This window comes from Bacteroidota bacterium (assembly GCA_005882315.1).
Classification (GTDB): domain Bacteria; phylum Bacteroidota; class Bacteroidia; order Chitinophagales; family Chitinophagaceae; genus VBAR01.
In genome coordinates this window covers 2,531,782-2,547,053 of the sequence record VBAR01000001.1, presented here as the reverse complement: position 1 = coordinate 2,547,053, position 15,272 = coordinate 2,531,782, and the positions used below count along the sequence as shown (strand labels likewise).

13 protein-coding genes are annotated in these 15,272 nt (G+C 38.5%); 4 read left to right on the top strand and 9 right to left on the bottom strand.

All coding sequences use genetic code 11. The features are described from left to right. Window positions 1-13: 13 nt before the first annotated feature. From murD to mraZ, 7 genes are all read right to left on the bottom strand, one after another. A complete protein-coding gene (murD, locus tag E6H07_10560) occupies window positions 14-1,354 on the bottom strand; it encodes a UDP-N-acetylmuramoyl-L-alanine--D-glutamate ligase (GenBank protein TMI66311.1) in 1,341 nt (446 codons plus the stop codon). A 178-nt stretch (window positions 1,355-1,532) separates the two neighbouring features. Then, window positions 1,533-2,810: a phospho-N-acetylmuramoyl-pentapeptide-transferase gene (locus E6H07_10555; protein TMI66310.1), complete on the bottom strand. Its 1,278-nt coding sequence runs from the start codon at window positions 2,808-2,810 to the stop codon at window positions 1,533-1,535. 152 nt (window positions 2,811-2,962) lie between these two features. Further along, window positions 2,963-4,426: a UDP-N-acetylmuramoyl-L-alanyl-D-glutamate--2,6-diaminopimelate ligase gene (locus tag E6H07_10550; GenBank protein ID TMI66309.1), complete on the bottom strand. Its 1,464-nt coding sequence runs from the start codon at window positions 4,424-4,426 to the stop codon at window positions 2,963-2,965. A 24-nt stretch (window positions 4,427-4,450) separates the two neighbouring features. Continuing rightward, window positions 4,451-6,583 (bottom strand): PASTA domain-containing protein, encoded by a 2,133-nt coding sequence (locus E6H07_10545; protein TMI66308.1) that lies wholly within the window; start codon window positions 6,581-6,583, stop codon window positions 4,451-4,453. 144 nt (window positions 6,584-6,727) lie between these two features. Further along, a complete protein-coding gene (locus E6H07_10540) occupies window positions 6,728-7,066 on the bottom strand; it encodes a hypothetical protein (GenBank protein TMI66307.1) in 339 nt (112 codons plus the stop codon). Window positions 7,067-7,304: 238 nt separating this feature from the next. Beyond that, window positions 7,305-8,246, bottom strand: coding sequence for a 16S rRNA (cytosine(1402)-N(4))-methyltransferase RsmH (gene rsmH, locus E6H07_10535; GenBank protein ID TMI66306.1), 942 nt, complete (start codon window positions 8,244-8,246; stop codon window positions 7,305-7,307). Window positions 8,247-8,271: 25 nt separating this feature from the next. Continuing rightward, entirely contained in the window at window positions 8,272-8,733 is a 462-nt protein-coding gene (gene mraZ / locus E6H07_10530; GenBank protein TMI66305.1) for a division/cell wall cluster transcriptional repressor MraZ, read from the bottom strand. Window positions 8,734-9,001: 268 nt separating this feature from the next. On the opposite strand from mraZ, the gene E6H07_10525 reads away from it, so the two are divergent. Both E6H07_10525 and E6H07_10520 read left to right on the top strand, forming a co-directional pair. After that, window positions 9,002-9,412, top strand: coding sequence for a DUF3052 domain-containing protein (locus E6H07_10525; GenBank protein TMI66304.1), 411 nt, complete (start codon window positions 9,002-9,004; stop codon window positions 9,410-9,412). Window positions 9,413-9,453: 41 nt separating this feature from the next. Further along, the gene (locus tag E6H07_10520) at window positions 9,454-10,677 is read left to right on the top strand and encodes an S-adenosylmethionine:tRNA ribosyltransferase-isomerase (protein TMI66303.1); all 1,224 of its coding nucleotides are present in this window, start codon (window positions 9,454-9,456) and stop codon (window positions 10,675-10,677) included. Here the strand turns inward: E6H07_10520 and E6H07_10515 are convergent. Next, on the bottom strand, window positions 10,674-12,032 hold the full coding sequence (locus E6H07_10515) for a HAMP domain-containing histidine kinase (protein ID TMI66302.1): 1,359 nt from the start codon (window positions 12,030-12,032) through the stop codon (window positions 10,674-10,676). The two genes, E6H07_10520 and E6H07_10515, sit on opposite strands and share 4 nt — an antisense overlap. A 144-nt stretch (window positions 12,033-12,176) precedes the next feature. On the opposite strand from E6H07_10515, the gene E6H07_10510 reads away from it, so the two are divergent. Beyond that, window positions 12,177-12,728, top strand: a complete 552-nt coding sequence (locus tag E6H07_10510; protein ID TMI66301.1) for a YqgE/AlgH family protein — start codon at window positions 12,177-12,179, stop codon at window positions 12,726-12,728. A gap of 25 nt (window positions 12,729-12,753) precedes the next feature. Next, window positions 12,754-14,856 carry a Crp/Fnr family transcriptional regulator gene (locus E6H07_10505; GenBank protein TMI66300.1) on the top strand — a complete coding sequence of 701 codons (2,103 nt, stop codon included), beginning with the start codon at window positions 12,754-12,756 and terminating at the stop codon, window positions 14,854-14,856. Here E6H07_10505 and E6H07_10500 read toward each other — a convergent pair. Further along, entirely contained in the window at window positions 14,849-15,241 is a 393-nt protein-coding gene (locus tag E6H07_10500; GenBank protein TMI66299.1) for a hypothetical protein, read from the bottom strand. The genes E6H07_10505 and E6H07_10500 overlap by 8 nt on opposite strands. Between the last annotated feature and the right edge of the window lie 31 nt (window positions 15,242-15,272).

Genomic DNA, 15,272 nt, shown 5'->3' with positions numbered 1-15,272 from the left:
TTGTTATTATTTTTTACAACTCCCTTACTGCTCTTTTAAACTGATCGCCTCTATCTTCATAATTTTTAAATAGATCAAAACTTGCACAGGCTGGGCTTAATAATACAACGTCTCCTTTTTCTGCAAAATGAAATGCTGCCTGCACAGCTTCATGTGCACTGGCTGTATCAACAATCATATCAACTGAATCGGTAAAAGCTTCATGGATTTTAGCATTGTCCTTACCCATGCAGATAATTGTTTTTACTTTCTCTTTTACCATATCAATCATCAATGAATAATCATTTCCTTTATCCACTCCTCCGAGTATTAATACAGTTGGTTTTGTCATGCTTTCCAACGCATACCAGGTACTGTTCACGTTGGTTGCTTTGCTGTCATTGATGAATTCCACGCCACGTACAGTTGAAACATACTCCATACGATGTTCGAGGTTTTCAAATGTGACAACCGCATCGCGGATCTTTTCTTTGCGGAGCTCCATCGTTGCCCCGGCTACACATGCTGCCATTGTGTTGTATTGATTGTGTTTTCCTTTGAGTGCAAAATCAAATACACTCATTGTCATGTACTCGCCTGTTGTTCTTACGTACATATCCCCGTCTTTAATAAAGGCTCCGTTTGGTAATTCTCTTTTCATGCTAATGGGTAGTTTGGTTGATTGAATATTGAATTTGTTTAAATATTTCATAGTTACTTCATCGTCGTCGCAGTAAATGAAATGATCATTTGCCTGCTGGTTCATCGTAATTCGGAATTTGCTGCGGATATAATTTTCGAATTTGTAATCGTAACGATCCAGGTGATCTTCAGTGATATTTGTGAGTATTGCCACATCCGGCCTGAACTCTTTTATATCATCTAACTGGAAACTGCTTATCTCGGCGATATAAACCGGTTTAGGATCTTCAGCTATTTGTTTTGCAAAAGAGTAACCGATATTTCCTACCAGTGCACAATCAACACCTGCAGTTTTAAAAATGTGATGTGTCAAAGCAGTTGTTGTTGTTTTTCCATTACTGCCTGTAATGGCAACAATTTTACTTTCTCCTTTGAAGCGGTAAGCCAATTCTATTTCACTGATAATTGAAATTTCTTTTGTCCTTATCTTTTTTACCAGGTCATTCTTTTCGGGAATGCCCGGGCTTTTCACCACTTCATCAGCACTTAGAATTTTTTCTTCGCTGTGTTTACCTTCTTCAAAATCGATTCCCGCCTGTTGCAGTTCGTTGCGATATATATCCTTCAAAGAGCTTCCATCGGAAAGAAAAACATCATATCCTTTCTGTTTTGCCAGCAAAGCAGCTCCGACACCGCTTTCGCCCCCTCCCAGTATTACCATTTTCCTTTTCATCTTTCTTCTTCATTTCCTCACCTTCATTCTCCCGACCAAATCGGGAGAAGACGGTGGGTTAGTTTTCAAGTTTCCAAACGTTGTACGGAGCCTGGTTTTTCACAAGTATTGGATTCGAATACAACTGCACCACAATTACGTTTGAAGCAGGGTCAGTATTTGGGTTTTTCAGTAATCTCTATCTCAACTTCAATGTCACAATAGCCAACAGCACCAGTAATAATGTTATCAACCAAAACCTCGTTACTATCTTCACCTCGTGATATCCTTTTTTCTGATAATGATGATGCAAAGGACTCATCAGGAATATTCTTTTGCCTTCTCCAAATTTTCTTTTTGTGTATTTGAAATAACTTACCTGTAACATCACACTCAACAACTCAACGAAGAATATTCCACAAAAAATCGGTATCAATAATTCTTTATGTACAATGATTGCTATTGAAGCAATGATCCCTCCCAGTGTTAAACTTCCTGTATCACCCATGAACACTTGTGCCGGGTAAGAGTTATACCACAGGAAACCGATACAGGCGCCAACCATTGCCGCAATAAATACAGAGAGCTCACCGAGATTCGGTATGTACATTATCTTTAGATAATCAGCCAAAAAGAAACTACCACTTGAATAAGCGAATATGCCGAGACAAACTCCGATCAAGGCTGAAGTACCTGATGCTAATCCATCCAATCCATCTGTAATATTTGCACCATTAGAAACTGCAGTAATGATAAATATTACAATGAGTGCATAAAGTATCCATGAATATTTCCTCAATCCGGCCGGCAATAGTTTTGTATAATTAAACTCATGGCTTTTTACAAACGGAATAGTTGTGATCGGTTCTTTTGTTATTACATATACTTTTTCTTTGCCATTTAATGGAATCTGTCGCTGAGTTGAATCTTGGGGATTATAAGTACCCTGGTACTCTCTCCATATTTGTACGCCGGAATTAAAATATAAGATCAATGCAACAAATAATCCTAAGCCAACCTGCCCGAGAATTTTAAACCATCCTGCCAAACCATCTTTGTCGCCTTTTTTATAAGGGATTCCTTGCTGCTGTGCTATTCGTTTTGCCCTGATCTTTAAATAGTCATCAATAAAACCAATTAAACCCAACCACACAGTGGCTACCAGCATGATGATAATATATATTGTATTTAATCTTGCAAACAATAAAGTGGGAACGAGAATGCCGATGATGATGATCAAACCTCCCATTGTTGGTGTACTCTTCTTTGACTGTTCACCTGCCAATCCCAGATCACGAACAGTTTCATTTCCGATCCTTTTGCTTATCATCTCTATCAGCTTCTTACCATAAACCAATGTTATCACCAGTGAAAGCAACATGGCCAGCATTACACGGAATGTAAGGAAGTAGAACAACTGGCTTCCGGGGAAGTCAATCTTCTGTTCTTTAAACCATTCAAATAAATGATACAGCATGTTGCCAGTTGGTTTTGCTTTGAACCGGAGGAGGTTCGTTCCTCCGATCCGCAGCCTGATTTATAATTACCGTCCAAGTAATTGCTTCTTTTGGTGAAAGGTGAAATGTCAAACGTCAAAAAACTCCAGTTTCACTTTTCACTTTTCTCGTCTCACTTTTCCAATACATCAAACATCTCTCTCACTATTTCTTTATCATCAAAATGATGCTTCACTCCTTTTATCTCCTGGTATTTTTCATGTCCTTTACCTGCTACCAGTATGATATCTTCTGTTTCTGCCAGGTTGATCGCCGTTTTTATTGCTTCTCTTCTGTCTGCTATCGATAATGTTTTTTTCCTCGACGCTATCCCTACTCCCTGCTCCATGTCTTTTATTATTTGTTCCGGATTCTCACTTCTTGGATTATCACTTGTCAATATCACTTTATCACTATGCTCGCAGGCTACTTCTGCCATGATGGGTCTTTTAGTTTTGTCCCTGTCACCACCACACCCAACAACTGTGATTATTTTCTCATTTCCTTTTCTCAATTTCTTTATCGTTGCCAGCACATTTAAAAGAGCATCCGGTGTGTGAGCATAATCTACAATTGCGATTATTTTTTCTTTCGGCGAGATCATATAATCAAATCTTCCTTCTGCACCGGTCAACACACTTAAGAACTTAAGCACTTCATGTTTATCCTCGCCCATACAAATTGCTGCACCATAAACAGCCAGCAGGTTATAAGCATTGAACTCACCAATCAACCTGAAATAAACTTCTTGTTCATTTATCACCATATGCAGACCCGTCAGGCTGTTATCAAGAATTTTTCCTTTATACTCGGCTGCTGTGCGCAGGCTGTACAGGTATTTTCTTGCGTTGGTGTTCTGCAGCATCACCAATCCTCTTTTATCGTCTGCATTGCTGATGGCAAATGCATCAGATGATAAATTGTCGAAGAAGGATTTCTTCACCCGGATATATTCATCAAATGTTTTATGATAATCCAGGTGGTCATGTGTGATGTTGCTGAACAAGGCACCGGTAAACTTCAATCCTGTACTGCGATGCTGATGAATAGCATGTGAACTATTTTCCATAAACACATGTGTGCATCCTTCATCATACATTGTTTTCAATGTCGCATTCAGGCTGATCGTATCCGGTGTGGTATGACTGGAAGGTTCTGCTTTATCTCCAATTATATTTTCCACCGTACTCAGCAATCCGCATTTATAACCCAGCGATGTAAAGAGCTTATATAATAATGTTGCTATTGTTGTTTTTCCGTTTGTCCCGGTCACTCCTACCAGTTTTAGTTTCTCTGATGGCTGACCGTAAAAATTATGTGCAATATGAGCAGCAGCCTCAGCGCTGTTTTCTACCTGTACATAATTGACACCTTCTTTCAGCGATGCAGGCAACTCTTCGCATACGATCGTCTTTGCCCCTGCATCAACTGCTTTATCAATGAACTCATGGCCATCCATCGCTACTCCCTTCACTGCTATAAAAACAGAACCATTTGTTATTCTTCTCGAATCGATCTGCACATCCTTTACTTCACTGTCTGTACTTCCCGCCACAGATCTTAATGCCACTTTATATAAAACATCTTTTAAAAGCAATGATTGATTTTTTAATCCACTGTTTTAACTCAGTTCAATATATACTACCATTCCTTTTGTCACCTGTGCGCCTATCTGCACTGATTGACTTGCTACTTTGCCTTTTCCTTTCACTACGACTTTCAGCCCCATATTCTCCAGCATAAACAATGCATCTTTCAATCCCATACCTTTTACATTCGGCATCTGCTTATTCCTTACATCAAACCCTTTCACCACCGGCTGGTAATTATTACTATAAACAATCCCCCAGTTATTCTGCGCCGCAGAATCTTTTGCAGCGATATTCATTGTACTATATACAGTTCTTATATCTTTTGAATAGCCGGAGTAGAAATAAGAATTACTGTCACTTTTAACACCGGCATAGTTGACAGTTTTATTGTCAACATACATGGCATATAGTTTTGAAGCGATCTCTTTAAACACCGGCGCCCCTAACTGGCCACCGTAGTGCATAGCTGCATGTGGTTTGGTACGGATCACCACGATGCATGAGTACTGCGGATTATTAGCGGGAAAATATCCAACGAATGAGGCCTGGTAAACCATATCATTATATTGTATACCACGATCGGCCACATGTGCTGTACCTGTTTTACCGGCCACTGCAAATGGAAATCCTTTAAATGCTGGCCTGCCTGTTCCTTCTGTAACTACCAACTCCATACTTTCTTGTGCTGCCTTAACTGCAGAAGGTTTTGCAATGTTTCCTTCCAAAACAACCGGGCTAAACTGTTGCGTCATTATACCGTCTCTTTTTATTCCATTCACCAGGTAAGGCTTCATCATCTTGCCGTCATTAGCAATTGCATTATACAATGTGAGTGTATGCAGCGGAGAAACATTTAATGAATAACCAAAACTCATTGTGATCATATTCATTACACCGCCTGCATTTTTTTCGAATGAAGAAAATACTGGCTTGGGTACATCCGTTAAATCAATCGGTGATTTAACATCCATATGATATTTGTGGAGGTATTCTTTAAACTTCTTTGGATTATTTGCAAATGCTTTGTAAGCAAGCTTACTCATTCCAACATTTGAGCTATGAGCAAAACATTCTTTCACACTTAATACAGGACGAGGCGAACGTTCAGCATCATTTACATTTCTCGGGCCAACGATCATCTGACCTGCTGAACCTACTTCGACCATATCAGTAATCTCAGAACTTCCTTCTTCCAATACAGATAATAATGTAACGAGTTTAATAGTGGAGCCCGGCTCTGTAACACGCAATGCATAATTATCATCTTCCCAGTAGCTGCCATCTTTCTGCCGACCAAGATTTGCAATCGCTTTGATCTTCCCTGTTTTTGTTTCCATTACAATGGCAGTTCCATACTGTGCTTCACTTTCAAGCATCATCTTCATCAATGCAGTTTCTGTTATGTCCTGCATATTTACATCCAGTGTTGTAAATACATCTTTACCATTCTCAGGTTCTATCTGGTAACCTTCAACAGGAATAGCAGTACCACCAGCTATAAAGCGAACAAGGCGTTCACCTTTCTGACCATTTAATAAGGTGTCGAAACTTTTTTCCAATCCCACATTTGTCTTTTTCATTTTGCCGTTGGTTGCAACAAAATCTCTTGATAAACCAATGGTGCGGTTGGCAAGCAAACCAAAAGGCATTAAGCGTTTGCTGTTTACTTCAACGATAACACCGCTTTTGTTTCTACCTAATTTCACCAGTGGAAACTGGCGAAATGTTTTGTAATCTTCAAAGGATAGTTTTTTCTTCAAAGGGTAATACCTGTTTTTATCCCGGTAGGCATTTTGTAAGTCACGTTTGTACGCTGCAGCAGATTTATCACCGAAATAATCAGATAAGGCAACAGTAAAAGAATCAATATTTTCTTTGAAACGTTTTCCTTTTTTCTCCTGTAAACCATCAGCAAGAAAATCTATGTAGATATCGAAGGTGGGAATCGAAGTGCTAAGCATTTGGCCGTCTTCGCTGAAGACAGTACCCCTTTCAGCGTCGATGGATTCAATTTTCTGATGCAGGCTGTCACTCATGCTGCGCCAGTAATTTCCCTGGAAACGCTGAATGTAGAAAGTTTTACCAAGTACCAATACACCAAACAGTACAATACCCATAAAACTCATGTACACTCTCCATAGTATGTCACGTCTAACTTCCAATGCCCTTTTTCTATGTTGGTTTTAGTTGTTATGAAAACCCTTTATGTCCTGTAAAAGATTTTTTTATCATCTTCAGAGCTACTATCGCCGTCCCTTGCGTCCGCCTTCGGCGGATCATCTTCCTGTGATCCTGTTCAGCAATCATCACTCACTCTTCAAAACCATTGGTGCGTCTGTCAGTTCTTTTAATCCCAATGGTTCAACTGCTTTTACCAACTCACTTTGTTTACTGCGAAACATCACTTCACTCTTTATCATTTTATGTTCGTACTGCAGTTCCTTTACTTCTTTTGCTGTTATATTTATTTTCCGGATTGTTTTGTCTGCATAATGGCCGTTATAGATATACAACACGGCTAATGCTGCGAGGAACAGAAAGAACGGGATCTGCTTAACAATGGAGTGGTAGTTGAGCCACCTCTTCCATCCACCTGGCGTTGATTCAGGTTTCAGATTCCGTTCCTTTGTTTGTTGTTCCTGCATAAATGAATTTTAGCTCATTCAGTTTGTTGGTTTTTCACTTACTGATCCTGGATGTTCGGCCTTCACAGGTATTGCATACAAGGGTTTATTTCAAAGGATATAGATTTTCCAAAAAATCTATATATGTTATGCTGATAGGTACATGCTTAATAATGATAAGAACGATGAACGGAGCGTCGCAACAAAAGCATCATAGTAGTAATGCCGCTTACTTCATCATCATCACACTCACCATTCACTATTCACTATTCACCTTCTCTGTCACTCTCAACTTTGCACTTCTTGATCTCGGATTTTGTTTCATCTCTTTTTCGGTGGGTACGATCGGTTTCTTTGTTATCACTTTCAGTTCACTTACCGTTTCATCGTTGATAAACGGGTTCTCTTCCGGCTCATCGAATGTGCCGCGACGAAAAAAATTCTTTACCAATCTGTCTTCAATGGAATGAAACGTAATGATGGCTGCTCTGCCCCCGGGTTTCAGCAATTTTGGAATTTGCGTCAACAGGTCTTTCAATGCTCCCATTTCATCATTCACTTCAATTCGAAAAGCCTGAAATACCTGGGCAAAGTACTTGTTGGGATTTCCTTTCACTGCCCCCCTGATTGCATTCCTGAAACCGTCGATCGTTTTGAGCTGTGCAGTGTTTCGGACCTGAACAATTGTCCTGGCTAAAGTTTTTGCGTTTGTCACTTCGCCATACTGCTCAAACATTTTGTGCAATTGCTGCTCATTATACGTTTTGATGATTTCTGCGGCTGTCAATGTTTGCCGTTGATCCATCCGCATATCCATCGCCGCATCAAAACGAAATGAAAACCCTCTTTCTGCTTCATCAAACTGGTGACTGCTTACGCCAAGATCTGCAAGCAATCCATCAATCTCATTTATGTTGTGCAACTTTAAGAACCGGGCAACATGACGAAAGTTTTGTTGTACAAACAACACTCTTGAATCATCGGGAACATTTTGTTTAGCAGTTATATCCTGATCAAATGCGATCAGTTTTCCCCGTCCGACCGGGTCGTCCGGGCGGGCTTTTTCGCTCAATTTTTCAAGAATCACTTTCGAATGTCCGCCGCCGCCGAATGTGCAATCAACATAAATGCCTCCGGGTTTTATCGCCAAAGCATCAATCGTTTCATTTAGTAAGACCGGCGTATGATAGTGTTGTTCCAAATAATTAATAATTATTGATCAATAATTACTCCTTATCCTTGTCCTTTACCATCACGTCTTTTGCCAGGTTACTGAATGTTTCGGGGGAGTACGAGTCAAAGAACTTTTTATAATTCTTACTATCCCATATTTCAAGTTTGTTACCTGTCGCCATCAGTACCAGATCTTTTTCGAGCTCTGCATGTTGCTTCAGGTTGGGTGGCACCAGTATTCTTCCTGCACTGTCCGGTTCAACTATTGTGGCACCATTTAAAAACATCCTTTTAAACTCACGGGCCTTCGGGTCAAAATCGCTCAGGTTATTTATTTCGTTGTAGAGCGGCTCCCAGTTTTTAACCGGGTAAAGACTCAAGCATTTTTCAAAACCCCTGTTGATAACAAACTTCAACGACTCTCCTTCCTCAAGCTGCTTTTTGAAACCGCCCGGGAGAAGAAAACGCCCCTTTGCGTCCAGTGTTGATTCGAATTCTCCGAGAAAGCCTGTCATTATCAGAGGTTTGCACCGTTTTAAAATTAATAACACAAAATAACACTTTTTCCCACTTAACCACCAAATTTTTCTTATTTTATTTTTTCCCCACCACTTTATCCCACTGAAAGCCTGAACTGGTATGGGTTTTACCACCATTTAATAGTTATGGATTTTCTGCAACTGTGTTTTTACTGTGGATTGCTGTTAATAAGCTGTGGAAAGGACATGAAATGCTTTCTATAAGTGGGTTTTTTGAATACAGAAATTGTTTTTACTTCATGAAATGGCAACTGCAGGATATTCCGGAACACCACTTTTAAAGAAACTCGGCATCAAGCCAGAGATGAAATTGCTGTTGATCAATCAGCCCGATGATTATTATAAACTAATTGAAGTAAATCTTGATGAACAATTATGCAAGAAGAATGAAACACCCGATTTGATTCATTTATTTGTACAATCTCAGAAAGAGTTTTTATCAGAGATGAAAAAAATGAAATCATTGATCAGGAAAAACACTTCAATTACAATTTGGGTTTCCTGGTATAAAAAAGCTAAAAGGATTGAAACTGATATTACTGAAGATGTAATAAGAAGCTATGCATTGCAAAATAATCTGGTAGATGTGAAAGTTTGCGCAGTAAGTGATATCTGGAGCGGATTGAAACTGGTTGTACCGGTTGCGAAACGTTAGTACATTTGTCATTCACTAAATACAGCAGTTGGCTGTGTTCTATGCATCCGAAAAATTTATCCATAAAGGATTTTACTTATCATTTACCCGAAGACAAGATTGCTTTCCATCCCTTAGCAGAAAGAGATAGTTCAAAATTGTTGGTTTATAAGAATGGAACTATCACTGGATCTGTTTACAAAAACCTTGCGGACTTCATTCCAGAAGATTCACTACTCATTTTTAATAACACAAAAGTTGTAGAAGCAAGATTACTTTTTCAAAAATCATCTGGTGGCGTCATTGAGATATTCTGCCTGGAACCTCATGAACAATATCCCGATATAACAACTGCTATGATGCAACATGAAAAGGTTTTATGGAAATGTTTAATTGGCGGTGCATCAAAATGGAAACATGGCCAGGTATTGGAGAAAAAAATTGAAGATCTAGATCTTCAATGTCGATTTGTTGAAAAAAGAACCGATTGCTTTATTGTAGAAATTTCCTGGGATTCAAATTTGAGTTTTGCTGAAATACTGCATAAAGCTGGAGCTATCCCTCTCCCACCTTATATAAAAAGAAAAGCAGAAGCAGAAGATTCAGAGAGATATCAAACTGTTTATGCAAAATTTGATGGCTCAGTGGCTGCTCCTACTGCAGGTTTGCATTTTACTCCGACTATTTTTGAAGAACTGAGAAGGAAAACTATTCAAACAGATTTTGTGACCCTTCATGTTAGTGCTGGCACATTCAAACCAGTGAAGGTTGAAGTAATGGAAAAACATGAAATGCATGCAGAGTTTATTGAGGTGTCTAAAGAAACAATCAGGCATTTACTTGAAAATCTTGATAAAACAATCGTAGCAGTCGGAACTACAAGTCTTAGAACGATAGAGAGTTTATATTGGCTGGGGGTTAAGAGTTTGGAGCCGGGAGTTAGGAGTGAGGATCCGATAGCTATCGGGTTGGAAGTCACTCAATGGGAACCTTATGAATTTTACACAAAAAACATTCCTGCAGAAGAAGCTCTTAATTCATTGTTGAAATGGATGGAGAAAAATAAAGCAGGTAAACTGGTTACTAAAACCCAAATTATAATTGCGCCAGGATATAAACCTAAAATTGCAAAAGCCCTGATCACAAATTTTCATCAACCACAATCAACTTTATTGTTACTTGTATCAGCTTTGATTGGCGATGATTGGAGGAAAGTATACGATTATGCTTTGGAGAATGACTTCCGGTTTCTCAGTTATGGTGATGGAAGTATAATGTTTTTTTAAGCAGTTGCTTTCTTCAAAGGCAGTTCAATAACAAATGTGCTGCCACGACCGGGAACACTGTCTGCCTTTATTTCGCCGCCATGAGCCTCTACCATTGTCTTTACATAACTCAGGCCCAAACCAAATCCTTTTACATTATGAATATTGCCGGTATGTGCCCGGTAAAATTTTTCAAAAATTCGCTTCAGTGTCTCCTTCGACATTCCAATTCCATTATCATCGATCTGAAAAATAAAATGTTTTCCGTTTGATTGCGTCGAAATTTTAATTTCAGGAGGAACATTATCCTTGGCATATTTTACTGCATTATCAATAAGATTGTTGACAAGATTTGAAAAATGAACTTCATCTGCTTCGATCAGATCTTCCTTTGCATTCAGATCAAGCTCTACTTTACCATTTTTCTCATTTAGCTGCAGTGTGAAATTATCAGCCACATCCTTTATCACCTCATGCACATGTTGGGGTTTAAGTAAAAGCTCTACTTCCTGTTTTTCCAACTGGGATGCTTTTAATATCGTTTCCACCTGTCGGTTCATCCGCTGATTTTCCTCTTTGATAATACTATTGAAATAACCCATCTTCTCTCTATCACTCATCACCTTTTCGTTTCGCAATGCATCTACTGCAAGCGAAATAGTGGCGATCGGGGTCTTAAACTCATGGGTCATATTGTTTATAAAATCATTTTTTATCTCACTGAGTTTTTTCTGTCGCAGCATTGTTCTCACGGTCAGGTAAAAAGCAGTAATGATAACAATGGTAAAGAATACTGCCATTATAATACTCCATGAAAGAGATTTATAAACCAACTTTTTAAAATTCGGAATAACGACAGTAAATGTTTCATCAGGACTGAGATTTTCTGCTGCAGATCCGCTAGGTGTGATGATCAATTGTGGCGGACTTATATAATTATTTACACTATCCCAGTAAACCTTGACAAAATTTCTTGAGTTTCTTTCCAAATGTCCGACTGCATTAGAACGCAGATTAAAAGTTGCAAGGCCAAATTCAAATGGGATGTCTTCTAAACGAACCTGTTTTAGTGCAGCTCTCATTTTTATTTCCAGATCAGCCACCGTAAACCTCTGCGATACTGTAATAGATTTTTTTAAGTACTCAATATTAAAATTATCCAGCATGCCCCCTGTACCCATTTTGCTTGTACCAGAAATGGAGCCTTTATACTCTTTTAGTTCTTCCCCTACAATTTCAACGGCTTTATCAATTTTTTCTTTCAACCTGTCCTCTTGCACATTTCTAACATTCTTTATCCATAGAAACTGAATGATAATGATACCTGCAAGGGAAAGACTGATGAGTATAAAAATTATGGTATAGATTTTTTTCACTAAATGGGGCTTTTTAAACCGCTGCAAAATAACACATAATCAGCGCAGAAAAGACTGTCCTCTTTCCACCGGGATATTTTAACCGTATTTTAGAAACCGTGGGCCCTTTTATACATGCTGATTGAATTTTCTGTAAATTGAAATATGATTGAACCGGCTCCCGGTATATTATTAATCGCTGATCCTTTTCTGAAAGACCCGAATTTTCTCAGGACTGTTGTTCTTTTGTGCGAACATAAAGCTGAGGGCAGCTTTGGTTTTGTATTAAATAAGCAAATTGAAAATACACTGGACGAGATCATCCCCGACCTGGAAGGTCATAAATTCCCGGTTTATTATGGCGGCCCGGTACAAATGGATACACTTCATTTTATTCACCAATACCCGGATATAATCCCTGGAAGTTTTGAAATATCAAAAGGTATTTATTGGGGTGGCGATTTTGAAATGGTGATAGATATGATTAAAAAGAAGGAAATAAAACCTTCGAAGATCCGGTTCTATGTTGGGTATAGCGGCTGGAGTGGCGGCCAGTTGGATGGTGAATTAAAAGAAAAAAGCTGGTTGACCGTACAGGCAGAACGCAAACTGATCTTTCATAAAAATATCGATGAGATCTGGAAAGATTCTCTCAAACATCTTGGCGGTGATTTTGAAATGATGATTAACTTCCCGATCGATCCACAGCTTAATTAAATATTCAATTCAATTAAATCCAAAAATGAAAAATAAACTGTTGACAGGGATTATTGTACTCCTTGCTTTTTCCGCATGCAATCAAAAAACAGAAACAAGAGTACTGGTTTTTTCAAAAACACAGGGCTTCAGGCATAGTTCAATTCCAAATGGGAAAGCTGCTTTGCTTAAACTGGGTACTGAAAATAACTGGAAAGTAGATACAACAGAAGATGCATCTGTTTTCACAGAAGACAATTTAAAAAAATATGCTGCAGTTATTTTTCTGAGTACAACAGGAAATGTTTTAAATACATACCAGGAAACTGCATTTGAAAGATATATACAAGCCGGTGGCGGTTTTGTAGGCATTCATTCAGCTACCGATACAGAATACGATTGGATATGGTATGCACGAATGGTTGGCGGCAATTTTGAAAGTCATCCAAAACCGCAGGAAGCAAAATTAATTGTAACAGATAAAAACCATCCTTCAACAAAACATCTCGGTGATACCTGGACAAAAACTGATGAGTGGTACAATTTTAAAAACATGAATAAGGATGTGAAGGTTTTACTGAAGATAGATGAAACATCTTATGAAGGTGGTAAGCATAATAATGATCACCCTATGGCATGGTATCATGATTATGACGGCGGAAGGGCATTTTATACTGAATTAGGACATACTGAAGAATCTTATACAGATTCTGTTTACCTGAAACATATCACAGGCGGCATCCAATATGCCATTGGTGAAAATAAAAAACTGGATTATGCCAATGTAAAATCGCAATATCCTCCTGATTCAACTAAAATTTCAAAAACAGTTTTGACAAAAGGAGAATTCTATGAACCTACTGAAATGACCGTGCTACCCAATCTCGATATATTAATTGTTCAACGCCGTGGAGAGATCCTTCTTTATAAAAATGAAACCAAAGAATTAAAGCAGGCAGGTTTTCTGAAAGTTTATTTCCGTTCATTAAAAGACACTACTGTAAATGCTGAAGAAGGCTTGCTGGGTATTGCAAAAGACCCCAACTATGCAAAGAATAATCATGTTTTTATTTTTTATTCTCCTGCTGATACATCAGTAAACAGGTTGTCAAGATTTACAGTAAAGGATGACAAGATCGATATGAGCTCAGAAAAAATTGTTCTTCAATTCTATTCACAACGTGAGATCTGTTGTCATACCGGGGGCTCTATTGCATTTGGACCCGATGGATTATTGTATGTATCAACCGGCGATAACTCCACTCCTTTTGATCAGCCTAAGAAGCCATTTGTAAATCGTGGTTTTGCGCCTATTGATGACAGGCCCGGGTTTGAACAATATGACGCAAGAAGAACAGCATCCAATTCAAATGATCTTAGGGGAAAAATTATCCGCCTAAAAATTAATGAAGATGGAACTTATACAATTCCCGATGGAAATTTATTTGCAAAAGACCAACCGAATACCAAGCCTGAAATTTATGTAATGGGAAACCGTAACCCCTATCGCATTAGTGTTGATCAGAAAAACAGTTATTTATATTGGGGCGAAGTTGGGCCAGATTCAGATAAAGATAGTTTTGCTACCCGTGGACCCAGGGGATATGATGAAATTAACCAGGCCCGTAGCGCAGGTTATTTCGGCTGGCCTTTATTTGTCGGTAAAAATTTTCCATATTATAAATACGATTATAATACTGGCAAAACAGGAGAAAAGTTTGATCCGTTAAAACCGGTAAACGATTCAAGAAATAATACAGGTATAAAAGAATTGCCGGCAGTAGCACAGCCTTTTATCTGGTATCCTTATGGTAACTCTCCTGATTTTCCACAAACAGCTACCGGTGGAAGAACAGCAATGGCCGGACCCGTTTATTATGCAGATCTGTTTCCTGATAAAACAAGAATGCCTGAATATTATAATGGTAAACTTTTTATTTATGAATGGATGCGCAACTGGATAAAAGCTGTAACGCTTCAACCCAATGGTGATTTTTATCGAATGGAGCCTTTTTTGGAAAATGTAAAATTTGCAGCGCCTGTTGATATGGAATTAGGGCCTGATGGCAAATTATATATTCTTGAATATGGGACTGGTTGGTTTAGTAAGAATAAAGATTCAGGACTAAGCAGAATTGATTTTAAGTAATTCTTTTTACTTTCTTCGCTTTTCGTTTGCTGTAAAAATAATTTATCGCTAAAACGATAATCAATATCAGCAGGCCGCCGAATTCTCTTGTATTCTCAATCCAGGGTTTTGTTGCCTTCATTGTTTGTACAAGACTTTCTGAATCATGTTTGGAATACCAATCTATCACACCATCACTTTCCAGGAGCAAATAAATAGCGTAGCCGAGGTATAAAATAATACCGATGATATAAGCCTTTGGAAAATATTTGCCCTTGAATGCAAGCCAGCACAATGCTGCTCCGTACAGATAAATTGGCATCCACAAATATGGATCGGGATCATTATACTGCAGTGCCGCAGAAAAAATAAATAAACAACAAAACAAGAGATTAAAAATCTTCATTTCTTCAGAATTGAGTTTTAGTTGCAAACTT

Coding starts and splice junctions, on each gene's coding strand:
- mraZ (TMI66305.1), bottom strand. CDS start 8,733: ATGACAGGCTTTCTCGGAGAATTCGAATCAACACTGGACGCAAAGGGG.
- E6H07_10505 (TMI66300.1), top strand. CDS start 12,754: ATGAAAAATAAACTGTTGACAGGGATTATTGTACTCCTTGCTTTTTCC.
- E6H07_10555 (TMI66310.1), bottom strand. CDS start 2,810: ATGCTGTATCATTTATTTGAATGGTTTAAAGAACAGAAGATTGACTTC.
- E6H07_10520 (TMI66303.1), top strand. CDS start 9,454: ATGCATCCGAAAAATTTATCCATAAAGGATTTTACTTATCATTTACCC.
- E6H07_10540 (TMI66307.1), bottom strand. CDS start 7,066: ATGCAGGAACAACAAACAAAGGAACGGAATCTGAAACCTGAATCAACG.
- E6H07_10500 (TMI66299.1), bottom strand. CDS start 15,241: ATGAAGATTTTTAATCTCTTGTTTTGTTGTTTATTTATTTTTTCTGCG.
- E6H07_10510 (TMI66301.1), top strand. CDS start 12,177: ATGATTGAACCGGCTCCCGGTATATTATTAATCGCTGATCCTTTTCTG.
- murD (TMI66311.1), bottom strand. CDS start 1,354: ATGAAAAGGAAAATGGTAATACTGGGAGGGGGCGAAAGCGGTGTCGGA.
- E6H07_10525 (TMI66304.1), top strand. CDS start 9,002: ATGGCAACTGCAGGATATTCCGGAACACCACTTTTAAAGAAACTCGGC.